The organism is Streptomyces sp. NPDC050856, assembly GCF_040653855.1.
GTDB lineage: Bacteria > Actinomycetota > Actinomycetes > Streptomycetales > Streptomycetaceae > Streptomyces.
The window spans coordinates 22,214-46,771 of record NZ_JBFAGV010000005.1; the positions used below are offsets into that span (position 1 = coordinate 22,214).

Annotated in this window: 24 protein-coding genes; 6 read left to right on the forward strand and 18 right to left on the reverse strand. The window is 73.6% G+C overall.

The window, feature by feature from the left end; translation table 11 throughout:
• Positions 1-11: 11 nt before the first annotated feature.
• The 14 genes from AB0H53_RS06345 to AB0H53_RS06410 all read right to left on the reverse strand — a co-directional run bounded on the left by AB0H53_RS06345 (position 12) and on the right by AB0H53_RS06410 (position 14,045).
• Entirely contained in the window at positions 12-545 is a 534-nt protein-coding gene (locus tag AB0H53_RS06345) for a hypothetical protein (protein WP_362108074.1), read from the reverse strand.
• A 23-nt stretch (positions 546-568) separates the two neighbouring features.
• The gene (locus AB0H53_RS06350; RefSeq protein ID WP_362108077.1) at positions 569-1,030 is read right to left on the reverse strand and encodes a hypothetical protein; all 462 of its coding nucleotides are present in this window, start codon (positions 1,028-1,030) and stop codon (positions 569-571) included.
• 317 nt (positions 1,031-1,347) lie between these two features.
• Positions 1,348-1,848 carry a hypothetical protein gene (locus AB0H53_RS06355; RefSeq protein ID WP_362108080.1) on the reverse strand — a complete coding sequence of 167 codons (501 nt, stop codon included), beginning with the start codon at positions 1,846-1,848 and terminating at the stop codon, positions 1,348-1,350.
• Positions 1,845-3,014: an MlaD family protein gene (locus tag AB0H53_RS06360; protein WP_362108082.1), complete on the reverse strand. Its 1,170-nt coding sequence runs from the start codon at positions 3,012-3,014 to the stop codon at positions 1,845-1,847. Before AB0H53_RS06360 ends, AB0H53_RS06355 begins: the two co-directional genes overlap by 4 nt.
• On the reverse strand, positions 3,014-4,090 hold the full coding sequence (locus tag AB0H53_RS06365; protein ID WP_362108549.1) for an MCE family protein: 1,077 nt from the start codon (positions 4,088-4,090) through the stop codon (positions 3,014-3,016). The genes AB0H53_RS06360 and AB0H53_RS06365 overlap by 1 nt, the downstream gene beginning before the upstream one ends.
• 62 nt (positions 4,091-4,152) lie before the next feature.
• Positions 4,153-5,214, reverse strand: coding sequence for an MCE family protein (locus AB0H53_RS06370; protein WP_362108551.1), 1,062 nt, complete (start codon positions 5,212-5,214; stop codon positions 4,153-4,155).
• 80 nt (positions 5,215-5,294) lie between these two features.
• Entirely contained in the window at positions 5,295-6,323 is a 1,029-nt protein-coding gene (locus tag AB0H53_RS06375; RefSeq protein WP_362108085.1) for an MCE family protein, read from the reverse strand.
• Entirely contained in the window at positions 6,320-7,351 is a 1,032-nt protein-coding gene (locus tag AB0H53_RS06380; protein WP_362108088.1) for an MCE family protein, read from the reverse strand. Before AB0H53_RS06380 ends, AB0H53_RS06375 begins: the two co-directional genes overlap by 4 nt.
• Positions 7,348-8,607, reverse strand: coding sequence for an MCE family protein (locus AB0H53_RS06385; RefSeq protein WP_362108091.1), 1,260 nt, complete (start codon positions 8,605-8,607; stop codon positions 7,348-7,350). The genes AB0H53_RS06380 and AB0H53_RS06385 overlap by 4 nt, the downstream gene beginning before the upstream one ends.
• Positions 8,604-9,410, reverse strand: a complete 807-nt coding sequence (locus AB0H53_RS06390; RefSeq protein ID WP_362108094.1) for an ABC transporter permease — start codon at positions 9,408-9,410, stop codon at positions 8,604-8,606. Before AB0H53_RS06390 ends, AB0H53_RS06385 begins: the two co-directional genes overlap by 4 nt.
• A gap of 2 nt (positions 9,411-9,412) precedes the next feature.
• Positions 9,413-10,369, reverse strand: coding sequence for an ABC transporter permease (locus tag AB0H53_RS06395; RefSeq protein ID WP_362108097.1), 957 nt, complete (start codon positions 10,367-10,369; stop codon positions 9,413-9,415).
• Entirely contained in the window at positions 10,366-11,340 is a 975-nt protein-coding gene (locus tag AB0H53_RS06400) for an ATP-binding cassette domain-containing protein (protein WP_362108100.1), read from the reverse strand. The genes AB0H53_RS06395 and AB0H53_RS06400 overlap by 4 nt, the downstream gene beginning before the upstream one ends.
• A 182-nt stretch (positions 11,341-11,522) precedes the next feature.
• A complete protein-coding gene (locus tag AB0H53_RS06405) occupies positions 11,523-13,295 on the reverse strand; it encodes a DUF6801 domain-containing protein (protein ID WP_362108103.1) in 1,773 nt (590 codons plus the stop codon).
• Between the two features lie 123 nt (positions 13,296-13,418).
• Complete coding sequence (locus AB0H53_RS06410; protein ID WP_362108105.1) at positions 13,419-14,045, reverse strand: hypothetical protein; 627 nt, start codon at positions 14,043-14,045, stop codon at positions 13,419-13,421.
• A gap of 535 nt (positions 14,046-14,580) precedes the next feature.
• Between AB0H53_RS06410 and AB0H53_RS06415 the strand changes: the two genes are divergently transcribed.
• The 3 genes from AB0H53_RS06415 (at position 14,581) to AB0H53_RS06425 (ending at position 16,491) form a co-directional block, all read left to right on the forward strand.
• Positions 14,581-15,792, forward strand: coding sequence for a helix-turn-helix domain-containing protein (locus AB0H53_RS06415; RefSeq protein ID WP_362108108.1), 1,212 nt, complete (start codon positions 14,581-14,583; stop codon positions 15,790-15,792).
• 271 nt (positions 15,793-16,063) lie between these two features.
• Positions 16,064-16,324: a hypothetical protein gene (locus AB0H53_RS06420; protein WP_362108111.1), complete on the forward strand. Its 261-nt coding sequence runs from the start codon at positions 16,064-16,066 to the stop codon at positions 16,322-16,324.
• 17 nt (positions 16,325-16,341) lie between these two features.
• The gene (locus AB0H53_RS06425) at positions 16,342-16,491 is read left to right on the forward strand and encodes a hypothetical protein (RefSeq protein ID WP_362108114.1); all 150 of its coding nucleotides are present in this window, start codon (positions 16,342-16,344) and stop codon (positions 16,489-16,491) included.
• On the opposite strand, the gene AB0H53_RS06430 is transcribed toward AB0H53_RS06425, so the two are convergent.
• The gene (locus tag AB0H53_RS06430; RefSeq protein WP_362108116.1) at positions 16,464-16,922 is read right to left on the reverse strand and encodes a YchJ family metal-binding protein; all 459 of its coding nucleotides are present in this window, start codon (positions 16,920-16,922) and stop codon (positions 16,464-16,466) included. The genes AB0H53_RS06425 and AB0H53_RS06430 overlap by 28 nt on opposite strands.
• 264 nt (positions 16,923-17,186) lie before the next feature.
• Here AB0H53_RS06430 and AB0H53_RS06435 point away from each other — a divergent pair, with 264 nt between their 5' ends.
• The 3 genes from AB0H53_RS06435 to AB0H53_RS06445 are packed head-to-tail and all read left to right on the forward strand — an operon-like array spanning position 17,187 to position 22,309.
• The gene (locus AB0H53_RS06435; protein ID WP_362108118.1) at positions 17,187-18,965 is read left to right on the forward strand and encodes an FAD-dependent oxidoreductase; all 1,779 of its coding nucleotides are present in this window, start codon (positions 17,187-17,189) and stop codon (positions 18,963-18,965) included.
• Positions 18,966-19,006: 41 nt separating this feature from the next.
• Positions 19,007-20,356, forward strand: coding sequence for a 6-phospho-beta-glucosidase (locus tag AB0H53_RS06440; RefSeq protein ID WP_362108120.1), 1,350 nt, complete (start codon positions 19,007-19,009; stop codon positions 20,354-20,356).
• Positions 20,357-20,407: 51 nt separating this feature from the next.
• Positions 20,408-22,309, forward strand: coding sequence for a M64 family metallopeptidase (locus tag AB0H53_RS06445; RefSeq protein ID WP_362108122.1), 1,902 nt, complete (start codon positions 20,408-20,410; stop codon positions 22,307-22,309).
• Between the two features lie 34 nt (positions 22,310-22,343).
• Here AB0H53_RS06445 and AB0H53_RS06450 read toward each other — a convergent pair whose 3' ends face one another.
• From AB0H53_RS06450 to AB0H53_RS06460, 3 genes are all read right to left on the reverse strand, one after another.
• Positions 22,344-23,183 (reverse strand): SAM-dependent methyltransferase, encoded by an 840-nt coding sequence (locus AB0H53_RS06450; protein ID WP_362108124.1) that lies wholly within the window; start codon positions 23,181-23,183, stop codon positions 22,344-22,346.
• 155 nt (positions 23,184-23,338) lie between these two features.
• The gene (locus AB0H53_RS06455) at positions 23,339-23,575 is read right to left on the reverse strand and encodes a DUF397 domain-containing protein (RefSeq protein ID WP_362108126.1); all 237 of its coding nucleotides are present in this window, start codon (positions 23,573-23,575) and stop codon (positions 23,339-23,341) included.
• Positions 23,576-24,439 carry a helix-turn-helix transcriptional regulator gene (locus AB0H53_RS06460; RefSeq protein ID WP_362108128.1) on the reverse strand — a complete coding sequence of 288 codons (864 nt, stop codon included), beginning with the start codon at positions 24,437-24,439 and terminating at the stop codon, positions 23,576-23,578. It abuts the gene before it with no gap.
• Positions 24,440-24,558 lie beyond the last annotated feature (119 nt).

The window sequence follows — 24,558 nt, forward strand, 5'->3', positions numbered from 1 at the left end:
GGTGGCTCCTCTCAGTCGGCCGGGGTGGTGCCGACCGGTGCCTGGCCGAGGGCGCTCAGTTTCCAGCCCTCGGGGGTACGGGTGAGCTCGCCGAGCAGTCGGCTCTCCTTCGCCGCGGGCCGGCCCTCGGGCGGTGTCACGGTGACCCGCAGGGCCACCATCACGCCGGCTCGTCCCGCCCGGGTGTCCAGCTCGGTCACCGCGCCGGACAGCACTTCGGCGGCGGTCACCGTCCTGGTCTGCCGGATTCGCCGTTCGAACCCGGCGCGGCCCTCGGTGAGCTGACGCCGCAGGTCGCCGGTGGTGGACTCCTGCCAGGTGTCCAGACCACGGCGCAGGTCGCGGTGGTCGAGGGTGTTGAGGTTCTGCACGGCCTGTTCGCCGGCCGCCAGCACCTCGTCGCGGGTGGTGGCGTAGGCGGCGGACTCGTCGTGCGCCGCGGTGTACCAGGACCAGCCGCCCCAGCCGGCGCCACCGGCCGCGAGCAGGGCCAGTGCGGCCGCCGCGGTCAGGAGGGGGTTGCGTGCCGTGCGCGTGCGTGCCATCGGTGGGGGACCTCCACCCGGTGCTATCGGGATGCGATGTCGGTGATCTGCCAGTGCCCGTCGCGCCGTTCGGCGGTGACGGACAGTTGCGCGGCCACGGTCGTGGCCGGTCTGCCGGTGCGTCGCGCCACCTGGTCCAGGAAGACCAGCAGTCGCGCCGTGCGATCGGTGAGCAGGACCGCCCCGGCGCGTACGACGTGGGTGGTGAGGGTCAGTCGCTGCTCGGCCGCGTGCCGCTCGACCTGGGCGAAGAGCGTGTCGTACTGGCGGGCCGCCTTCCCGGAGAGCAACCGCCGGGCCGCCTGCCGGGTGGTGGCGGTGTCGCCCGGGGTGTACGAGAAGACCCGGGTGAGCGCGCCGCTGACCTCGCCGACCACCCGGGAGGTGGCGTCGGCGTCGGTCAGCGCCCGGTTCGCGGTGGCGGGTCCGGCGGTCAACTGGTGGGCGCGCCAGGCCAGGCCGGTGCCGCCGAACAGCAGTGCCACGGCGAGCGGGAGGGGCAGGAGCCGGGCGGCGCGGTGCCAGGGGCCGCGCGACCTGGGGGCCGGCGGCGGACCGCCCGCAGCCGGTGGGCCTGCCGCATCCGGTGGGCCCGCCCGCTCCGGCGGGCGCGCCGCCCCTCGCCGGGCCCCCGGCCCGGGAGGGTCCACGCGTCCGGGGTCGTCCCGTCCGGGGTCCGCCGGCGGGACCCGGTCGGCCGGGTGGTGCCACGCCCGGATCGACGGCCGGGCGTCCTCCTCCGTACCGCTCACCGTGGTGTCGCCTCCCGCCGTCGTGCCCGCCGCGTCCGGGCACGGGCCCGTCATGACCCGCCCACCGGGACGGCCAGGAGCCCGGTGACCTTCCACCCGTCCCGGGTGCGGGCGAGCGTGGCCTCCAGGCGCTTGCGGTCGCTGCCCGGTCCGCCCTCCGGAGGGGCCGTGTCCACCCGTACCGTGGCGATCAGGCCGGCCGTCCCGGCCCGGGTGTCGAGCGCGGTGAGGGCGGCGTCCGTGACCGTGGCGCGCACCGACGTCCGCGAGCCGGGCCGCCCCGCGCGCTCCAGCTCCGCGCGCAGGTCCCCCGCCGACGCGGCCAGCCACTGCCGCAGTGACGCGTCGGGCCGGGCGGCGTCGAGGCTGCTGAGGCCGGCGAGGTGCTGCCGCCCGGCGGCCAGCGCCGTGTCCCGGATCTGGGCGCGGGCCCGGGTCTCGTCGCCCGCCGCGCGCGCGTACGCCCAGCCGGCCGACCCGCACAGCAGCGCCGCCGCGGCCAGGGCCGCCCACCGTCCGTACCGCCGCCCCGGTGCCGGCGCCGCGCTCATCGGCCGGGCCCCGGGCGCGGTGCCGGGCGGGGCGGCGGTACGGGGTCCGGCACCGGGCCGCCCCGGGGCGCGTTGGCGGACCCGCGGACGTTGATGCCGCTCGACGGGGCGGACGCGCACCGGGCCGCGGTGTTGAGGGCGGGCGGGGCGGAGAGGTCCAGCCCGTTGCGGTGGACGGTGGCGCCGTAGCCGGCCGTGCACGGCAGCGGCTCGAAGAAGGTCAGCGACATACCGAGGTTGACGCCGGCCGGGGTCACCGCGGTCGACCCGGCGGCGACCACCCCGGGCATCCGGACCAGGAACTCCGCCATGCCGCGCTGCCGGGTGACGGCCACCTCCGAGGTGGTGAGCAGATTGGCCACGACGACCCCGAAGCCCGGATCGAGGTCCCGCAGCAGCGCGCTGACCTGACCCGCCGCGTCCGGTGCGGCGGCGATGAGCCTGCGCAGGTCCGGGTCGGACGCCTTGAGCCGGGCGGCGAGTTCCCTGGCCCCGGTGGCGAAGGAGGTGAGGGCCTCGCCCTCCTCGGCCTGGGTGCGCAGGACGGTCTCGCCGTCGATCATCAGCCGGGTGCTGGCGGGCAGGGCCCGGTCGGCGGCGCGTACGAAGTCGTCGCCGCTGTCCAGCAGCGCTTGGAGGTCGTCGCCGTGCCCGCCCAGCGCCGTGCCGAACTCGTCCACGACCGTGCGCAGCGATTCGAGGTCGACGGAGGACGCCAGCTCGCTGACGCCGCGCAGGACGGTGGTGACCGGCTCCGGCGTGCGGGTGTCGGCACGGGGGATGACAGCGCCGTCGCGCAGGTAGGGCCCGCCGTTCCCGGCCGGCCGCAGGTCGATGTACTGCTCGCCGACGGCGGACAGACCCGCGACCACGGCCTGGAGGTCGGCGGGGATGTCCGGCGCGGACTCCTTGATGCGCAGTTCGGCCTCGACCCCGTCGTCGGTCAGTTCGATGGGCCCGACCCGGCCCACGGATACGCCCCGGTAGGTCACGTCCGAGTGGGTGAACAGTCCACCGGTGGTGGCCAGTTGGACACGTACCGTGTAGTGGTCGCGCAGGCCGACCCAGTGCCCGAGGTCCGCGTACCGCACGGCGGTGAAGCCGAGGACGAGGACGGCGATGACCAGGAAGGCGAGGTTCTTGAGCCGGGTGGCGAGGGTCAGCATCAGTTCCTCCCGGCCGACGGCAGGGGAAGGGGCAGGGGCAGCGAGCCGCCGTCCGGTGGTGTGGTGGTGTCCGGTGGCGTGGTGTCCGGGGGGCCGATCGGCGGGATGACCCGGGTGCCCGGGACGGCCGTGACGTCCAGGTACACATTGAGGTAGTCGCCCTTGACACCGCGCAGCACCTCGTCGGTGAACGGGTAGGTCAGCAGCACCTGGAGGGAGTCGGGCAGTGCCCTGCCCGAGTCGGCGAGGGCTTCCAGGGTGGGGCCGAGCGCCTTGAGGTCGGCGATCAGGTCGGCCTTGCTCCTGTCGATGGTGTCGACGGCGACATCGGAGAGGGTGTCGAGGGCCTTGAGCATGGTGAGCAGCGAGGCGCGCTGCCGCTCCAGCACCTTGAGGCCGGGGCTGAGGCCGGTGAGCACCTTGCCGACCTCCCGTTTGCGGGTGGCGAGCGTGGCGGAGAGCCGGTTGACCCCGTCGAGGGCGGCGGTGATGTCGCGCTTGTTGTTGTCGAGGCTCGCGGTGAGCGTGTTGAGCCGCTTGAGCAGGGAGCGGACTTCGGTCTCGTTGCCGCGCAGTGCCGTGCCCAGCTCGGTGGTGATGGTCTTGAGCTGCTGGATGCCGCCGCCGTTGAGGAGCATCGACAGGGCGCCGAAGACCTCCTCCACCTCGGGGTTGCGGTTGGTGCGGGCCGGCGGGATACGGGCGCCGTCCGCCAGGCGTCCCAGCGCCCCGGCGGGTGCGGTGAGCTGGATGTACTTCTCGCCGAGCAGACTGGACTGCTCCAGGTGCGCGTAGGCGTTGGCGGGCAGCCGTACGCCGCCGTTGACGCGCATGGTGACCTTCGCCGCCCAGCCGTCGCCGGCCAGGGCGATCCCGGTGACGCGGCCGACGGTCACGTCGTTGACCTTGACCGCCGCCTGCGGGACGAGGCTGAGGACGTCCGCGAACTCGGCGGTGACCTGGTACGGGTGGTCGCCGAGATCGGCGCCGCCGGGCAGCGGCAGCTGCTCGATGCCGGACAGCTCCACGCCGGGCACCTCGCAGCTCGTGACGGTGGCGGAGAATCCCACGGCCAGGGCGAGCGCGGCCGCGGCGACTCCGGTCCGGGCTCCGGGCCGCGGGGCACGCGGGAGCCGGGTCACCGTGCCGCCCCCGTTCCGGGGGTGCCGTAGACGGTGCCGACGGCGGGCAGCGGGAGGGCGGGCAGGGTCTTGCGGCGGGCCGGGCCGGCGGGAACCAGCGCCGGCGGGGCCCCGGCCCGGGGCCCGAAGCTGAGCTCGTTGAGGTCGGCCCGGCCGTTGAGCGTGCGGTTGAGCGGGTCGTAGGCCCTCAGCACGTTGCCGGCCGCGAGTGGCGCGGTGTCGAGCAGCTCGGCCAGTGAGGCGCGCTGGTCGACCAGGGTACGGGTGATCGGTATCAGCGTGTCGACGTTCTTCCTCAGGCTGCCGCGGTGCTCCCGGACGAAGGTCTTCACCTGCCCGAGGGCGAGGCCCAGTTCCTTGAGCGCGGCGCCCAGGTTCTCCTTGTCGTCGGCGAGGAAGCCGGTGACGGCGGCGAGCTGCCGCTCGGCCTGGCGTACGTCCCCGTCGTTGTTCTTCAGCATGGTGGTGAAGGACTGGAGGGCGGTGAGCGTGTCGAACAGGTCGTCGCTGCTGGAGTCCAGGGTCTTCGCGGCCTTGCCGAACTGCTCGATGGAGTCCCCCATCGCCTTGCCGTTGCCCTTGAGGTTGGCGGCGCCGGTGTCGAAGAGGCGGGCCAGGGCGCCCCGGGAGTTGGCCCCCCGGGGGCCGAGGGCCTCGCTGAGTTCGGTGATCGAGGCGTAGAGCTGGTCGATCTCGAGCGGTGTGGCGTTGCGCGCGGCGGGCAGGACCGCGCCGTCCTGGATCTCCGGCCCGCCGGTGTAGGCGGGGGCGAGCTGGATGTAGCGGTCGGCGACGACGCTGGGGGCGACGACCACTGCGTGCGCGCCGGCCGGGACGCGGACGTCCTCGTCCAGCAGCAGGGTGACCTCGACCTCCTTGCCCTTCGGGCGCACCGGGCCGACGGTGCCGACCTTCACTCCGAGGACGCGCAGGTCGGATCCCTCGTACACGCCGGTCACCCGGTCGAAGCGGGCGGTCAGGCGGGTGGTGTCCGAGTCGTCGAGGGCGAGGACGCCGGAGGCGGCGGCGACCGCGACCAGGACGAGCCCGGTCCCCAGGGCGGCGGCGCGCCGGAGCTTCGCCCTCCGGGGGTCCCCCCGGTGGCCGGCCGGGGCGTCCGGCGGGTTCGGTTCGGGGTTCACCGGGCACCTCCGGCGGTCGGTACGGGCGGCATGCATCCGGTGGCGGGTGGCGTGCCCGGGCTCAGGTAGTGCTTGGGGACGAGGCCGCAGACGTAGCTGTCGAGCCAGCGGCCGTTGCCGAGCGTGTTGCCCACGAGCCGGTAGTAGGGGCCGGCCAGGGCCAGGGTCCGGTCGAGGCTCTCGCGGTTGGCCAGCAGGACGCCGGTGACCCGGTCGAGCGCGGCCAGGGTCGGCCGGAGCTGCCGGTTGTTGTCCCGGACCAGGCCGGTGAGCTGGGTGCCGAGGTCCCGGGCACCGGTGAGGAGCCGGTGGATGGCGTCGCGCCGGGCCCTGAGCTCACCGAGCAGCAGTCCGCCGTCCTCCAGGAGGGTCTCGAAGCTGCTCCTCTTGGCGGCCAGGGTCCGCGACAGCCGTTTGCTGCCCTTGAGGAGTTCGGCGAGCTGGGCGTCGCGTGACGAGACGGTACGGGAGAGCGCGGACAGGCCGGTGGCGGCGCTGCGCACGTCGGGCGCGGAGTCGCGGAAGGTGGCGGAGATGGCGTCGAAGCTCTCGGCGAGCCGCCGGGTGTCGATGGCGTCGATGGTGTCGCCGAGGCCGGTGAGGGCCTGGGTGACGTCGTACGGGGCGGTGGTGCGCGACACCGGGATGCGGGTCCCCGGCTCCAGACGGCGGGTGCCGAGCGGGTCGAGGGCGAGGTACTTCTCGCCGAGCAGGGTCTTGATGGCGATGGCGGCGGTGCTGGATTCGCCGATCCAGGTGTCGTCGTCCACCTCGAAGCCGACCTTGACCCGGGCGCCGTCGAGCTCGACGGCGGTGACCTCGCCGACCTTGACACCGGCGATGCGCACCTCGTCGCCCTCGTCGAGGCCGGCGGCCTCGGTGAAGTCGGCGGCGTAGGCGCTGCCGCCGGTCAGGGCGCCCGAGGTGTAGGCGGTGACGGCGATGAGCGCGAGGACGAGGAGGCCGACGAGGCCCACGGCGACGGGATTGCGGTCCCGTACCGGCTTCATCCGGGGGAGCCTCATGCGCGGCACCTCGATTCGGTGATCGCGATGCCGGTCGGCGGCGGGGAGCCGTCGTCGGTGGTGACGCCGGAGACCTTGGCCTCGCACAGGTAGAGGTTGAGCCACGAGCCGTACGAGGCGAGCCGTCCGACGGCCTCCATCTTGGCCGGGGTCCGGCGCAGGAAGGCCTCGATCAGGGGGGTGCTGTCGGCCAGCCGGCCGGAGAGCCGCCCCAGTTGGCGGATGTCCTCCTTGAGCGGTGCGCGGCCGTCCTGGAGGAACCCGGCGGTGACGGTGGTGAGCGACCCCATGGCGGTGATCGCCTCGCCCAGCGGTTCACGGTCGCCGGCGAAGCCGGTGACGAGCCGCTGGAGGGTGACGACGAGGTCGTTGAAACCCGCCTCGCGCTGGTTCACGGTCTTCAGCACCGTGTCGAGGTTCCTGATCACTTCACCGATGACCCGGTCCTTGCCGGCGACGGTGGTGGTGAGTGAACCGACGTGCCGCAGCAGGGAGTCGACGGTGCCGCCCTCTCCCTGGAGCACCCGCACGATGGACGCGGCCAGGCCGTTGACCTCCTTGGGGGACAGCCCTTCGAAGAGCGGCTGGAAGCCGTTGAAGAGCTGGGTGAGGTCCAGGGCGGGGGTGGTGCGCTCCAGTGGGATGACGGCGCCGGCGGGCAGGGTGCGTCCGACGGGGCCGGCGCCCCGGTCGAGGTCGACGTAACGCTGGCCGACCATGTTGAGGTACTTGATCGACGCGGTGGCCGACGCGGGCAGCGTGCGGTCCTGGCGCACGGTGAAGCCGACTTCGGCCACGCGCCGGTCGGCGAGCCGGATCGACGCCACCTGGCCGACCTTCACTCCGGCGATGCGGACGCTGTCGCCCTCGGCGAGGCCGGTGACGTCGGTGAAGCGCGCCTTGTAGGTGACGGTGTCGCCGACACCGGTGTTGGCGATGGACAGGGCCAGGACCGTGGTGGCGAGGACGGTCACCACCACGAACACCAGCGACTTGGCGAGCGGTCCGGCGAGCGAACGGCGTGTCATCTCAGGGTCACCTCCGCGCCGCGGAAGACGGGGCCGGTCAGGACGGTGCTCCAGTCGGGCAGGGACTGGGGCGCGACCCGCAGGCCGGGGGCCATCAGTTCGTTGACGAGCCGGCTCTCCTGGGGCGAGTTGGGCAGGCCCAGTCCGCCGCCGGCCGGTTCGGCGCCCGTCCGGGCGGCCCGGGCGGTGGCCGGCGCGGGTTTGCCGGTGTACGGGACGGCGTAGCAGTGCGGGCCGCCGCTCGCCTCGTGGCGCGGGGTGTCCCGGCCGGGCTCGTAGGCGCCCAGGGAGGGGACGGTACGGACGTTCACATGCAGCCCGGGCTCTCCGGTGCCCTTGCCGAGGGCCTTGTCCATGGCGGGGACGAAGCCCGCGAGGGTGCGCAGGGTGCACGGGAAGGAGGACGAGTGGCGGGCGAGCAGTTCCAGGGTCGGGCGGGACGTCCCGGCGAGCCGGATCATGTGGTCCCGGTTCTGCCGCAGGAAGGCGGTCAGGTCCCGGGCGGCGGTGGTGGTGGAGCCGTGCAGTGCGGCCAGCCGGGCCTGTTGCTCGGCGAGCGTGCCGCTGGTGGTGGTGAGGTCGGTCAGGGCGTCGAGCACGTCCGGGGCCGCGTCGCCGTACACCCGGCTGACCTCGACGAGGTGGGTGATGTCCCGGTTGAGGGTGGGCAGGTGGGGGTTGAGCTTCCGCAAATGGGCTTCCAGGGTGACCAGCGTGCGGCCGAGCTGGTCGCCCCGGCCCCTCAGCGCCTGGGCGACGGCGGTCAGGGTGGCGGAGAGCTTCTCGGGTTTCACGGCGGTCAGCAGCGGCAGCACCTGGTCGAGGACCTGTTCCAGCTCGATGGCGTTGGCGGAGCGGTCCTGCGGGATGGTGGCGCCGGCCGCGAGCGTACGGGCCGACGGAGCGTGCCCGGGCGGTACGAGGGCGACGAACCGTTCACCGAAGAGGGTGGTGGGCAGCATCTGGGCGGTGACGTCGGCCGGGACTCGGTGGAGCCGGCCGGGACGGATGGCGAGGGTGAGGCGGGCGCCGTCGCCGTCGGCGCGGATGTCGCGCACCTCGCCGATGACGACGCCCCGCAGCTTCACCTCGGCGCCTCGGTGCATCTCGTTGCCGGCGCTGCCGGTGAGGACGGTGACGGTGGCGTCGCGCGTGAACCTCTTGTCGTACACGGCGATCGACAACCATACCAGCAGGGCGGGCACCAGGAGGAACACCACTCCGGCGAGGCGTCGCCGTACGGTTCGGGGGCTCATCCGGCCACCTTCACGGTCGTGGTCGCGCCCCAGATGGCCAGCGACAGGAAGAAGTCGGTGACGCTGATCAGCACGATGGCGTTGCGTACGGACCGGCCGACCGCGACGCCGACGCCGGCCGGGCCGCCCTCGGCGCGAAAGCCGTGGTAGCAGTGCGCGAGGATCACCATCACGCTGAAGATCAGCACCTTGAGGATGGAGAGCAGCACGTCGTCCGGGGAGAGGAACAGGTTGAAGTAGTGGTCGTAGGTGCCCGCCGACTGGCCGTTGAACACCACCGTGACCGTCCGGGAGGCGACGTAGGAGGAGAGCAGGCCGATCACGTAGAGCGGGATGATCGCGACCACCCCGGCGATGACGCGGCTGGTGACGAGGTAGGGCAGGGAGCGCACACCCATCGCTTCCAGGGCGTCGACCTCCTCGTTGATGCGCATGGCGCCGAGCTGGGCGGTGAACCCGGCGCCGACGGTGGCGGAGAGGGCCAGACCGGCGACGAGCGGGGCGATCTCGCGGGTGTTGAAGTAGGCGGAGAGGAAGCCGGTGAGGGCCGACGTGCCGATCTGGTCGAGCGCCGCGTGGCCCTGGAGGCCGACGACGGTGCCGGTGAACAGCGTCATCGCGACCATCACGCCGATGGTGCCGCCCACGACGCCGAGGCCGCCGCTGCCGAAGGCGACCTCGGCGAGCAGCCGCTGCACCTCCCTCGCGTAGCGGTGAAGGGTGCGCGGGACCCAGCCGATGGCCCGGACGTAGAAGAGCAACTGGTCGCCGGAACGGTCGAGCCAGGCGAGCGGGGAGGCCACGGTCAGGCTCCCTTCGCCGGGACGATCTGGAGGTAGATCGCGGTGAGCACCATGTTGACGAAGAAGAGCAGGAGGAAGGTGATGACCACCGACTGGTTGACCGCGTCACCGACGCCCTTGGGGCCGCCGCGCGGGTTGAGCCCCCGGTGGGCGGCGACGACGCCGGCCAGGAAGCCGAAGATCAGCGCCTTGATCTCGCTGATCCACAGGTCGGGGAGCTGGGCGAGGGCGGAGAAGCTGGCGACGTACGCGCCGGGGGTGCCGTCCTGCATGATCACGTTGAAGAAGTAGCCGCCGAGGGTGCCGACGACGGAGACCATGCCGTTGAGGAGGACGGCGACGCCCATGGTCGCCAGGACCCTCGGCACGACGAGGCGCTGAACGGGCGAGACGCCCATCACCTCCATGGCGTCCAGCTCCTCACGGATCTTGCGGGAGCCGAGGTCGGCGCAGATCGCCGAGCCACCGGCGCCGGAGATCAGCAGCGCGACGATCAGCGGGCTGGCCTGCTGGATGACGGCGAGGACGCTGGCCCCTCCGGTGAACGACTGGGCGCCGAGCTGCTGGGTGAGCGAGCCGACCTGGAGGGCGATCACCGCGCCGAACGGGATGGACACCAGCGCGGCGGGCAGGATGGTGACCCCGGCGACGAACCAGAACTGCTCGACGAACTCGCGCAGTTGGAACGGCCTGCGGAAGACGTCCCGGCAGACCGTGGCGGCCAGCGCGAAGAGCCCGCCGGTCTGGCGCAGCGGCGCGAGCAGCCGGGAGGGCGGCCGTGGCCCGGTCCGCGCCGCCGCCGCGTCGGGCGGTGCCGGCGGGGACGCCGGCGAGGGGACGGGACGGGTGGCGGCCAGGGGGTCCACCCGCGTGGTGTCCGGGCCGGGCCGGGCGGTGGCGGCGGGGAGCTCGGGCGGCTCGCCGGGGTCACCGGGGCGTACGGGCAGGTGGGCGGTCATGAGGGGGCACCGCCGGCCGGGGTGTGGCTCGTGAGGATCGCCGCCCTGGCCGCCTCGGGAAGCTGCCCGAGCATCCCGAGGACGCGGGCCCGGCGGCGCAGCACGGCGGCGCGCGGCGGCAGGCCGGGGGACGGTTCGAGCTGCCGGGCCAGCGCCCGGGGCGCGTACGCGGGGGCGGTGCGCCGCTCGCGGGCCAGGGTCGCGGCGTCCTTCTCCTCGGACATGCCGATGGGGCCTTCCCGGCGGCCGCTGAGGAACTGCGCCACGACCGGCTCGTCACTGGTGAGCAGGACCTCGCGCGGCCCGAAGGTGACGAGATTCCGCCGGAACAGCATCCCCATGTTGTCCGGCACGGTGGCCGCGATGTCGAGATTGTGGGTGACGATGAGCATCGTCGCGTCGAGCTGGGCGTTGAGGTCGATCAGCAATTGGGACAGGTAGGCGGTGCGTACCGGGTCCAGTCCGGAATCGGGCTCGTCGCACAGGACGATCTGCGGGTCGAGGACGAGGGCGCGGGCCAGTCCGGCGCGTTTGCGCATGCCGCCGGATATCTCCCCGGGCAGCTTCCCCTCGGCGCCGACGAGGCCGACCATCTCCATGCGCTCCATGACGACACGGCGGATCTCGGACTCCTTCTTGCGGGTGTGCTCGCGCAGCGGGAAGGCGACGTTGTCGAAGAGCGACATGGACCCGAACAGCGCCCCGTCCTGGAACATCAGCCCGAACAGTCTCCGGGTCTCGTAGATGTCGCGCTCCGGGCTGTTCACCATGTCGACGCCGTTGATGAGGACACGGCCGCGCTCGGGCTTGAGGAGTCCGATGATGGATTTCAGGAAGACGGTCTTCCCGGTGCCGGAAGGACCGAGCAGCACGCTGACCTCACCGGCGGGCAGGGTGAGGGAGACGTCCTGCCAGATGTTCTGCCTGCCGAAGGACTTGGTCAGCCCTTCGACGACCACTTCTGTTCCCACCACAACTCCCAGGTGCTCGTGCGGCTCTTCGTGCTGAGGAAGTGACAAAAGCGCGCTGGGCGGCGCACGTTACGGTTCGGTAGGGCGCCCGGACAAGCGTTCTGCCAGTCGTTTCCGTATCGCGGGCGCCCTTTGTCACCGCATGACAATCCGGCACCGCGGTCTTGTCGGGCCGTGCGTGTTCACCGCTCCGGCTCGGGCTTCGGCGGGTCGGGGCAGTACTCGGAACCGGGGGCGCACAGCGGGCCCTGGATCATCTTGAGGCGGTTCCCCCCGCCGGAGAGACTGGCGGTGAACAGCGCGTCCAGGTCCTCCCGGGCGCCGCACCCGCTGAACGCGGGAATGGTGGCGGAGTCCGCCGTCAGCGGCCCCCCGCCGGCCACGGTGTACCCGTGCGGCCGTCCTTCCACGTCGGTGTGGCCGCGCCCGGTCAGTTCCAGCCGCATCGGCTCGGCCGTGCGGCAGGCGGGTCCGACGTCGAGCGGGGTGCCGTTGACGGTGACGCCGCGCAGCCGCAGCCACGCCCGGCCGGTCGCGGTGGTGACCTGGGGCTGCCGGCCCCGCGCGTCCAGCGGGTAGACATGGGTGACGATGTCCAGCCGCCCGGCCAGGGCCAATTCGACGGTGGCGCTGGTCGGCATGAAGCCGAAGGTGAGGAACGTCGCCGTGGCGGGCGGCATCTGCGGTTTTCCGCCGAGGTCGAACGTACTGTCGCTGTAGATGGCGAAGAAGGGCCCGTCCGGTGGGTTGCACGGCAGTGACTGGAATCCCTTGAGCATGTTCACCCGCAGCAGGCCGTGCTTTTCGAACAGCATGGCGCCGCGCTGTTTTTCGACATTCGCGTATCCGGTGAGGTAGCCGTGGGCGGGCACGGGGTCGGACGGCTGGACGGGGTCCTCGACACAGCCCGGATCTTCCCGGCCCGGCCTCCCCGGCCGGCCGGGGGGTGTTCCCGGGCCGTCGGTGGCGGGCGGCGTGGCGGGCGCCCCGCTCGCGCCGGGGGCCGAAGCCACGGCGACGCGGGCGAACACCGTGTCCGCCCCTGGCACCGGCGCGCAGGCCAGGGACAGGTGGGGCGGGGTGGTGGGGCTGCCGTCCGCCGTGCGCGGCAGCAGGTCCAGACCGAGGCGTCCGGCCGAGAAGGACAGTTCACCGCCCGAGCGGGCGGTGACCGCCGGTACGGCCCCCTTGGCCTCGACCGTGTGAGCGTCCGGGGCGGGCCCGCCCGTCGTCCCCGGTGCCGGGGTGGCGGAGGGCGCGGCGGTGGCCGGTGCTCCGGCCGGCTTCTCCGGAGCGGCGGTGGCCGCGGGTGCGGCGGTGCCGCCCGGCGCGGCGGTCCCGGCGGTCTCGGCGGTCTCGGCTGTCCCGGGCCGCCCGGGCGGCCCGGCGGTGTCACCCGGTCCCACGGTCCCGGCCGGTCCGGTGTTCCCGGCCGGTCCGGTGGTGGCCGGTGGCGGTCCGGTGTGCCCCTCCGGTGCCGCCGGCCCCTCCCCTGCCGCCGTCCGCCCGGGCAGGACGGTGTCCGCGACCGGAAGCCGGGACCAGGCGACCTCGGCGGACGTCCCCCGCTGGGCCACGGCCGCGGTCAGTCCGAGCGCGCCGCCCGCCGTCGCCGCGCCCCGCGCGGTCAGGTCGGCCACCGCGTCGGCGGGCAGCCACACCCGCACGGAGACCTGCCGCGGCTGGACGGGGCGCCCGACCGGGACGCGCCGGGGCAGCACGGCCGACACCCGCACCGTCGCCTCCCCCGCCGCCGTGCCCTTCGCCGCGGCTCCCCCTCCGCCGCCCGGCCGGGCGCAGCGATAGGCGAGGTCCCGCGCCACGTGCTGCTCCCCCTCGCCGACGGCGACGCCGGTGCCCGGGACGAGACCCGCCACCAGTACGACGGCTCCCGCCGCCGCCGTACGGGCGAGCCGTCGGCGGCCCTTCGCCGTGCTGCTCCTGCTGCCGCTCATCGGTCACGACCCCCTGTGCCGCCGCTCGTCCCCGTCCCTGCCGGCGGTGCCCCGCCGCCCGGCGCCGACCGCGCGGCCGGTGGTGTACCGGCCGCGCGGCGCGGGCTCCCGCGGTGCCGTCCCTTACGGGCCGGTCACCGTGATCACCGGGGTGACCTTGTACTTGGCGGTGAAGGTCGCCACGTCACCGTTCTTGAGCAGGCCGGCGCAGTTGCCGGCGACGGCGGAGATCTTCAGTGCGGGGGTGGCGTCGTTGAGGATCTCCAGGACACCGGTGGCGTTGGTGTAGCTGCCCGTGTTGGCCGACCCGGTGACGGTCGCCGAACAGGCCCCGGCGATGCTGGAGCCGGTCAGCTTGATGCTGATCCCGGTGATCGTCCCCTTGGCCACGCCCGCGCTGTACGAGGTCCCGTTGAGCGACATGGGCGCGGTGCTGGTCGCCGTCCATGTCGACCCCAGCGGGCCGCTGCACTTCGCGGCGGACGACCCGAACGTCGCGCTCTGGATCGTCGCCAGGCCGGTGCCACCCGGCCGGGCACCGTCCGCCGCCACACCCGACGCGGCGATCGTCCGGCACGTCACCTGGGCGCCGGTGCTCTTGTTGGTGAGCACCGAGGTGGTGCCGGCCACGTTCACCGCGCTGAACGTGTCGTCGGCGGCGGGGTTGGTGACCGTCCAGTCGGCCTGCGCCGCCGCGTTGGCGGTCGTCGCGGTCATACCGGCCGCGCCGAGAAAAGCGGCTACGGTCAACGCGGAAATTCTCGTCATGGGTCGCATGTGCTGGTGCCTCCTAGGGGAGTCGGGCGTACCAGATTTGACCGCTCCCCGTCCCCGTACGCGGCTCGTACAGGGCACGAAAAGCAGTAAGCGGCTCACTTCACGGAACGCGGTGGCGAATTGCTCCGGCCACCAGGTCGAGCACCTTGCGCCAGTGACGCTACGAGCGAGTAACCGGCCGCGCAATACTCGTCCATAAGTTTTCCGCGACGTTCTTACCCGCCGGTATTTTCTTGTCTCCACGGCAACACCCGGGACGTGTTTCTTATCCGCAACTGAGCAGTCCGGTACCGCCGTCGGCGTATCGGCCCGGTGTCCGGCGGGGCGACGGTCACGGTTCGGCCAGATTGGCCCGGGCGGGCGTCCGCCTGGTCCGGACTACTGCGCGTCCGGGGTCTCCTGGTCTATGTTCAGCACCCACGGAGCGCTCGCGCCTGACGGTATGTGGGAGCGCTTCCCCCTACGCGCCCATCCCCACCGGAGTTCCGGAGGACGAGGGGACACCCGCATGCCCAGATCCACGCAACCGTCCGAGGCCGGCGAGCCCCTGGCCCCGCTCCCCCAGGAGTTCGCCGCGATCATGCGGCCGGAACTCCCCAGCCTGATCAAGGAGGTCGGGCTGGAGATCACCCGCGCCTATCCCGAGTACGCGCGGCTGCTGAACGGCCCGTACGGCAAAGCCGTCCGGGTCGGCGTCGAGCAGAACATCTCCGCCTTCGTCGACCAGGTCGCCTCGCCCTCGGCGCCCACGGCCCTGCGCGACGAGATGTGCCGCAGGTTCGGCCGCTTCGAGGCCTACGAGGGACGGAGCCTGGAGGCCCTGCAGGGCGCCTACCGGCTGGGCGCCCGGGTCGCGCTGCGCCGGGCCAAGAAGGTGGGCCGGCGCTACAACCTCTCGCCCACCCTGATGCTCAGCTTCGCCGACGCGCTGTTCGCCTACATCGACGAGCTGGAGGGCCTGTCCCGGGAGGGCTATCTGGAGGTGCGGGCCCAGTCGGCCGAGCAGTCCCAGGGGCTGCGCCGCCGTCTGCTGCGGCTGGTGCTGGCCGGACCGCCGCCCGTGCCGCGCGCGGCCGTGGCCGAACTGGCCGAGCAGACCGGCTGGCCGCTGCCGGAGCGGGTCACGCTGGTCGCGCTGCACCCGCCCGCCGAGCCCTCCCGGGCCGGTGTGGACAACGATGTCCTGCTCGACCTCACCGATCCGCAGCCGCACCTGCTGGTGCCGGGCGAGCTCGACGAGGAACGCACCCGGATGCTGGTGGCGGCCTTCCCGACGTCCCGCGCGGCGGTCGGCCTCACCGTGCCGGTCGCCTCGGCCGCCGACTCGCTGCGCTGGGCCCGCCGCGTGCTGGAGCTCGTCGACGCCGGCGTCGTCGAGGACACCCGGCCGGTCTTCTGCGCCGATCACCTGCTGACCCTGTGGCTGCTCGCCGACCCGGCGCTGACCGGCCACCTCGCCGAGCGGGAACTCGCCCCGCTCACCGGACTCACCCCCACCCGCCGGGAGCGGCTGATCGAGACACTGCGCATCTGGCTCGACACCAGGGGCACGGCGGCGCAGATGGGCGAACTGCTCGACGTCCACCCGCAGACGGTGCGGTACCGGATGCGGAACCTGGAGGCCAGGTTCGCCGGCCGGCTGGCCGACCCGGAGAGCCGCTTCGCGACGGAGGCGGTGCTGCGCGCCCTCCAGCTACGGGCCGGGCGGACCGGCGGCTGACCGGCACTCGGCGGGGCGGCACGCGGCGGGCGGGCCACCGGGCCGCGGCCTCGGTGTGATCAACTTCCCGTGTCCGGCGATCACTTGATGTCGCGCGGCTTGCCAACAGGTCAAAATACTCCCACGTAACGGTAAATCGATGGCTCATACCGCGAACGGTTGCAGCGCGGGGACGAACCTGCGGGAGAATCCGGAACATCGTGCTGTACCCATGGAGGGAGCACGCCGACGGACGACTGCCACCAGCAGCACAGCAAGCAAAGGACCTCACGTGACCGCGTCACCGCTCATCCCCGTCCCGATCCCCGATCGCGTCGCCGCCCTGATCGGGTCGTGCATGCCGATCGGCATCCTGCAGGCGGAGGTCGACGCCGAGTGCGCGGCGCGCGAGGTGCGGCGCTTCCGGGTACCGATGTGCCAGGAGGACCAGGCGGACCGCGAGCACGCGCTGGCGGCGCTGGCGGCGGCGAACAAGGTGCTCGGCGCGTACAACCCCGGCCTGCTCCTGCGTCCGGGCCGGCCGGCGCTGTGACCGGCCGGGAGCCCGGGGTGGCGGACACCCACGAGCCCGACGTGACGGCGCGGCGCCCGTACGGCGGGGTGGCCGGGAACCGGGGCTCCCTCCGGCTGCGGATCACGCTCACCCGGCGGCGGATCGGGTGGCTGACCGGTCAGTCGGCGAACGTGCCGTCCACGTAGACCCACACCCCGTCGGCCTTCTCGAACCGGCTGCGCTCCTGGAGGGAGCCGGGCTCCCCCCGGTGGGTGCAGTGGGCGACGAAGGTGACCGTGCCGGTGGTGTGGAACAGGGTGCCGTCGGTGGTCTCCACGATCTCCAGGCCGGTCCAGCGCGTACCCGGGTCGAAATCGACGCCCGGAGGGCGGGTCCGGGCCGCCCAGGTCCGCAGCAGGTACGGCTCGTCGCGCACGGCGAAGGCGCTGTAGCGCGAGCGCATCAGCAGCTCCGCGGTCGGCGCGGACGCCTGCCCGGAGTGGAACCGCCCGCAGCACTCGCCGTAGGCGGCGGGCAGCCCGCACGGACAGGGCGAGCCGGCGGGAACGGCGGCGGGGCCGGGACGCGCGGCGGAGCGTGCCGTGGGGCGGCGGGGGCGGGTGGGGCGTCGGGACATGCGCCCATTCTGCCCTCCGGCGGCCACCCGCTCCCCCTCGCCCGCACCGGCCGGTTCCGCGCGGGTGCCCGCGCGGCGGCGGGCGGCCCGGCGCGCGGTACCGCTCCGCCCGGCGCCCCGGAGGGCCGCGCCACGCCGGCCGCCTCCACGGGGGGCGCGATCGCGCCAATGTGGGGTGCGGCGGGCGCGGCGCTTCCGGGTCGGGGGGTGCGGCTCTATGCTCCTGCGACCGACGTGACAGTTACCGGTGGTAAGGGGTGGGGCATGCACCGTTCGGGTACCACGCGACGCATCTTCGTGGCGGGCGCCGCCGCCGTTGCCGGCGCGGTGGGGGCGGGCGCGGCGACCGCGCCCGCCACCGCGGCGGAACGCGGCGCCGCCGCCCCGGGACCGTCCGTGGCCGTGCTCGGCGGCGGGGTCGCCGGGCTGACGGCCGCGCACGAGCTGGCCGAGCGGGGCTTCCGGGTCACCGTCTACGAGCGGCGGGCGCTCGGCGGCAAGGCCCGCAGCTTCGGCGTACCCGGCAGCGCCAGGGGCGGTCGCCGGCCACTGCCCGCCGAGCACGGATTCCGGTTCATCCCGGGCATCTACCACAACCTCCCGGACACCATGCGGCGCATCCCCTTCCCCGGAAACACCGACGGCGTCTTCGGCAACCTGGTCGCGCCCCGCGAGATGATGTTCGCCCGCACCGGCCGCGAGGACCTCCGGATGCCCATCCCGTGGCCGGGCCACCAGCCCGAGCGGCTCACCCTCGACGAGATCCGGCGGGCGCTGACCGCGCTCCTGGAGACGGCCACCGGCCTGCCGCCCCACGAGACCGCCTACTTCGTCAACCGCGCCCTGGTGTTCCTGACCAGCTGCGACGAGCGGCGCGACGAGGTGTGGGAGCACACCCCCTGGTGGGAGTTCACCCGGGCCGCCCGGATGTCGGAGAACTACCAGCGGCTGCTGGCCATCGGCATCACCCGCAACATCGTGGCGACCAAGGCCGAGGAGGCCAGTACCCGCACGGTCGGCAGACTCGGCGAGGCGTTCGTCCTCAACGCGCTCGGCAGGGGCGCGGACGGCCCCCCGGACCGCGTCCTCAACGCGCCCACCAACGAGGCGTGGATCGACCCCTGGGAGGCCCATCTCCGCACGCTGGGCGTGGAGTTCCGGATCGGCTGGACGCTGCGGGAGGTGGTGTACGGGGACGGCCGGGTGACCGGCGCGCTGGTCGAGGACCCCACCGGGGCCCGCACGACCGTCACCGCCGACCACTACGTCTGCGCGCTGCCGGTCGAGCACGCCCGGCGCACCTGGGGCCCCGCGCTGCGCGCCGCCGATCCGCAACTGGCCCGGTGCGACCGGCTCCGGACGGACTGGATGACCGGCATCCAGTTCTATCTGACGGAGCGCCCGCCACTGGTGCGCGGCCACGTCAACTGCGTCGACTCCCCCTGGTCGCTGACGGCCATCGCGCAGGCGGGGCACTGGCCGGAGCGGGACTTCCCGGCGGACTACGGCGACGGGGCCGTGGTGGACTGCCTGTCCGTGGACATCTCCGAGTGGGACCGGCCGGGCATCCTGTACGGGAAGACGGCCAAGCAGTGCACCCGCGAGCAGGTCGCGCGCGAGGTGTGGGCCCAGCTCAAGGCGGCGCTCAACGACACGGGCCGCACCGCGCTCCGGGACGGCGCGTTGCACTCGTGGTTCCTGGACCCGGGGGTGGACGGCATCGGCACCCCGAACCCGGTCAACGAGGACGAGCTCCTCATCCACCCGGTGGGCACCCTCCACGACCGCCCGTCGGCCGCCACGAAGGTCCCGAACCTCTTCCTGGCGGGCGACTACGTGACCGTGGACATCGACCTGGCCACCATGGAGGGGGCCAACGCCTCAGCCCGCCAGGCGGTCAACGCCCTGCTGGACCGTACGGGTTCGCCCGCGCCGCGGTGCACCGTCCGGCCGCTGTTCCGCGCCCCGGAGATCGAGGCCCTGAAGCGGCACGACCGCACCCGCTACCGCCTGGGGCTGCGCAACGCGCTCGACGTGGGCTGACGCCGGCGGCCCCCGGACACGCCCCGAGTAGCGTTACCGGCATGAAGCTGACGATTCTGGGCGGCGGCGGGTTCCGGGTGCCCTTGGTGTACCGGGCGCTGCTCGGTGATCGCGCCGAGGGCCGGGTCACACACGTCACCCTGCACGACGTGGACACGGCGCGGCTGGGGGTGATCACCAGGGTGCTGGCCGAGCAGGCGGCCGGGGCGGCGGACGCCCCGGTGGTGGCGGCCACCCCCGACCTGGACGAGGCGCTGCGCGGCGCCGACTTCGTCTTCTCGGCGATCCGGGTCGGCGGGCTCGCCGGCCGGGCGGCGGACGAGCGGGTGGCGCTCGCGCAGGGCGTGCTGGGCCAGGAGACGGTGGGCGCGGGCGGCGTCGCCTACGGGCTGCGCACGGTCCCGGTCGCCGTGGCGATCGCCCACCGGGTCGCCGAGCTGGCACCGGACGCCTGGGTCATCAACTTCACCAACCCGGCCGGCCTGGTCACCGAGGCGATGTCCCGGGTCCTGGGCGACCGGGTCGTGGGCATCTGCGACTCGCCGGTGGGGCTGGGCCGGCGGGTGGCGCGGGCGCTGGACGTCGCCGACCCGGCCGGGGCGGAGGTCGACTACGTGGGTCTGAACCACCTCGGCTGGCTGCGCGGCCTGCGGGTCGCCGGGCGCGACGAACTGCCCCGGCTGCTCGCCGACACCGAGGCGCTGGGCTCCTTCGAGGAGGGCAGGCTGTTCGGTGCCGAGTGGCTGCGCTCACTGGGGGCGGTCCCCAACGAGTACCTGCACTACTACTACTTCAACCGCGAGGCGGTCCGGGCCTACCAGGGCGCCGGGCCGACCCGGGGGGCGTTCCTGCGCGACCAGCAGGCCGGCTTCTACGCGGCGGGGGCCCGCCCCGGCGCCTCCGCGCTGGCCGCCTGGCGGCGTACCCTCGCCGACCGGGAGGCCACCTACATGGCGGCCAGCCGGGAGGCGGCGGGCGCCGGCGGGCGCGACCGGGCCGAGCCGGAGTCGGGCGGGTACGAGAAGGTGGCGCTCGCGCTGATGCGGGCGGTCGCCCGGGACGAGCGCACCACCCTCGTCCTGAACGTCCGCAACCGCACGACCCTGCCGGTGCTCGACGCGGACGCGGTGATCGAGGTGCCGTGCTCCGTGGACGCCGGCGGTCCCCGCCCGGTTCCGGTGGACCCGCTGCCGTACCACGCGGTGGGGCTCGTCACGGCGGTCAAGGCGGTGGAGCGCGAGGTGCTGGCGGCGGCGGACAGCGGCTCGCGGGCCACCGCGGTGAAGGCGTTCGCCCTGCACCCGCTGGTCGACTCGGTGTCGGTGGCGCGGCGCCTGCTCGACGCGTACACCGGCGTGCACCCGGGCCTGGCGTACCTGGCGAAACACTAGGCAACCGGGCGGTCTTCACAGTGTGTTGGGGGCGCCGTACGCTCCGGCCCCATGGTTGCTCACCGCAGAACCGCCGCGCTGTCCGGCGCGGCCTGCCTCCTCGTCACCGGGCTGCTGGGCGGCGGCGCCGGTGTGTCCTCGGCCGCCCCGGAGCCGGCCGCCCCCGCCGCCGCCGCGACCGTCGTACCGCTGCAGACGACCGGACCGGCCGACAAGCGCTTCAACCTGGTCCTGCTCGGCGACGGCTACACCGCCGGGCAGCTCCCCGAGTTCCGCGAGGACGTCGACAAGCACCTCAAGGTGCTGTGGAGCGTCGAGCCGTTCGCCTCCTACCGCTCGTACATCAACGTCTGGGCGGTGGAGAGCCCCTCCGCCGAGTCCGGGGTGGACTGCGACCCGGCCCTGGACGCGCCGCGCCGCGACACCCCGCTGGGCATGGGGTTCTGGGGCGGCTGCGACGCGGGCAGCGTGCAGCGGCTGCTGACCGTCGACAGCGGGGCGGCGGGCGCGCTCGCCGACCTGGTGCCCGGCGCGACGGCCGCCAACCGGCAGATCGTCGCCCTCGCCAACAGCGACACCTACGGCGGTGCGGGCGGCACCTACGCCACCGCCTCCGGTGGCAACGCCCTGTCCGCCCTGATCACTCCGCACGAGATCGGCCACTCGCTGGGCGGGCTCCAGGACGAGTACGACTACTACGGACGCGGTGTGCCCGGTGGCGCGCACCCGGGCGGTGAACCGGACTCCGCCCACCACAGCGTGCTCACCGAGCGGCAGATGAGGGAGCGGCGCGCCAAGTGGTGGCGGTGGCTCGGCGAGCGGAGCGAGTCGGGCGGGGTGATCGGCCGCCACGAGGGCGGGCTCTACAGCACCCGGGGCGTCTGGCGGCCCAGCAAGCACTCGATCATGAAGACCCTCGGGTACCCCTTCGACCAGGTGGGCCGCGAGGTGATGGTGCGGGCCATCGCGGCGAGGGTGAACCTGGTGCAGGGGCACACCCCCGCGTCGGCGCCGATCGGCGCGGACCGGACGGTGTGGGTGGAGACCCTGCACCCGATCGGCGGTGAACTGGACGTGGTCTGGCGGCTGGACGGCCGGCCGCTGCGGTCCGTCGCCGGTGCCCGCACGGTCGACCTGCGCCGATTGGACGTGCCGCCCGGGAGGCACACGCTGACGGCGACCGTCTCCGATCCGACGCCGTTCGTGCGCGACCCCGCCGTACGCGGTACGGCGGCGCTGACCCGTACGGTGAGCTGGACGGTCGACACCTCGGTGGTCACCAGGCCCGGTCCCGTCGCCCCGGCGTTCACCGGGCACACGGCGACCGGCACGCCCGTCGGCGCCCGGTCCGTCGTGTACGCCGACACCTCGCACCCGGCCGACCGGACGCTCGCCGTCCAGTGGCGGCTCGACGGCCGGCCGGTGGCCAACCCGGGCAACGACCGCGACCTGGACCTGTCGTCGCTGCGGCTGCGCCCCGGCACCGCGCACACGCTCACCGCCCGGATCGCCGGCACCGGCCATGTGCTGCGCTGGACGGTGGACGCCACTCCGGCGGTGGCCGCGTACCGGCTGTCCGAACCGCTGCGTACGGTGCGCCGGCCGGGCAGGCCGGTCGAGTACGTCTACGACGGCCCGTTCACCATGGGGCTGACGGCCCACGACGACCAGGACGGATACGTCGTCAACCAGTTCCGGGTGGACGGCGACGGCTGGTACACGTACTACGGCTGGCCGACCGACGCCGACGCCCCGTACCGGTTCACACCGGGCGGCACGGTCATCGACGGGCTGGTGTACGGGAAGCTGGGCACCCCGCGCGCGGTGCCCTGGGACGACGCCACACCGGAGTACGGCACCCACACCGTGGAGTACCGGACCGTCGACGCGGCCGGAAACACCGGCCCGGCCCGGAAGTTCCTGGTCACGCTGGTGCCCCCGGCACGGTCCTAGGGCGCGTCCGGCACGCCCCGGCCGCCGCACCGCCTCACGGCTTGCGGGCCACCCCGGCGTAACCGGGGATGGGGTCGTCGCCGGCGACCGGGACGGGTTCGCCGAGCTCGGGATGCCACTCGGCGGTCAGGGACACCCCGGGCTCGGCGAGCTCCAGTCCCTCGAAGAACCGGGCGAACTCCGCGCGGCCGCGTGGGCGCAGGGTGAGGCCGCGCTCCTGGTACATGGCGCGTGCCTTGGCCGCGTTCACCGGGTCGAAGTCACCGGTGACGTGCGACAGGACCAGGTAACTGCCCGACGGCAGCCGCTCGACGAGCCGGCGCACCAGGTCGTAGGCGCCGTCCTCGTCGTCCACGAAGTGCAGCAGCGCCAGCAGGGAGAGGGCGACGGGCCGGGTGAGGTCGAGGACCTCGCCCGCCCGTTCCAGGATCACGTCGGGCTCCCGGGCGTCGGCCTGGATGTACGCGGTGGCGCCCTCGGGGGTGGAGCGCAGCAGTGCCTCGGCGTGGGCGAGGACGATGGGGTCGTTGTCGCAGTAGACGATCCGCGACCGGGGCGCGGCCGCCTGGGCTATCTGGTGGAGGTTGGGCTCGGTGGGGATGCCGGTGCCGATGTCGAGGTACTGGCGGACGCCGTGGGCGGCCAGCCAGCGGACGGCGCGGTGCATGAAGGCCCGGTTGACCCGCGCCATGTCCCGTCCGCGCGCGTCCAGGGTGAGCAGTTGCCTGGCCATCTCCTCGTCGACCGGGTAGTTGTCCTTGCCGCCGAGGAACCAGTCGTACATACGGGCCGGGTGCGGCCTGCTGGTGTCGATCCGCCCACCGGCGCGCGGCACGGCGGTCGGTGGTACGGCGGCTGGGTCTTGCCCGGTCATCTGACGCTCCAGTGGTCGGCTGGGTGATGGCAGGTGGACTTCGGTCGGCGGGGGGGTACGTCGGCCGGCGGCAGCCGGCGGGCGGAGCGCGGTCAGGTCACGTCAGGTGTTTCTTCTCGGGTCGGGCCAGGTCGGGTCAGCCAGGTCGGGTCGGGTCAGGTCAGCAGGAAGTCGGCCTGGCCCGACTTGGCTCCCTGGATGAACGCGGCGATCTCACCGGGGGTGTAGATGAGCGCGGGGCCCTCGGGATCGGCGGACTGGCGTACCGCGACCCGGCCGTCGGCCAGCTTCATGGCCTCGATGCAGTTGCCCCCGTTGCCACCGCTCCACGGCTTGTGCCACCCCTCGGCGCCGAGTTCGGCGGCGGGCATGCCGTTGTAGATGCGATCCATTCACAGCTCCTCGCGGAGATCCCGCAGGATCTCCTTCGTACGTTGTGCGGTGGCGGCCTGCGCCGCCATGCGGTCCAGGACCTCGAGGTGGGAAGCCACCTCGGGGCGCGCGTCGAGGTAGACGGCGCCGGTCAGGTACTCGCTGTAGACCATGTCCGGCAGTTCCGGAACGGCGAACCGGAAGAGGACGAACGGCCCGTATGTGCCCGGGTGGTGCCCGGTCGCGAACTCGGCGATCTGCAGCGTGACGTGCGGCAGTTCGGCGGCTTCGACGAGCCGGTCCAGTTGGGCGCGCATCAGGGCGGGGCCGGACCCGACCGGGCGCCGCAGCACCGTCTCGTCCATGATCACCCAGAACTTCGGCGGGTCGGGCCGGGTGAGGAGGGACTGGCGTTCCATGCGCAGGGCGACGTGCCGCTCGATGTCGGCCTGCCCGACCTGGCCGACGGCCCCGCCGCGCAGGATGGTCCTGGCGTAGTCCTCGGTCTGGAGCAGACCGGGCACGTAGTGCGGCTCGTATGCCCTGATCAGGGCGGCTGCGCCCTCCAGGCTGACGTACATGCTGAACCAGCCGGGCAGCACGTCGTGGAAGCGCTGCCACCAGCCGGGCCTGTTGGCCTCCTCGGTCAGCCGTACGAAGCCGTCGGCCTCGTCGGCGGGCACGCCGTACTCCTTGAGCAGGAGCTGCACGTACGGGACCTTCAGCGCGACCTCCGCGGTCTCCATCCTGCGGATGGTGGCCGGGGCCACCCGGAGCACCTTCGCGGCCTCTTCCCGCTTCAGCCCCGCCCGTTCCCGCAGGTCCTGCAGACGCTTGCCGAGAACGACCTGTCCCACTGTGGGGGCGGACCGCGGCTCGCTCACTTAAGACCTCCCCAGCGCTTTTTGGATGAGTGTGCCATGCGGCCATCAGAGAGCACACAGCACTCTGCATTTTTCAGAGTGGCACTTGCCAAGTGTCCGTGTCGGGAGGAAAGTGTTCC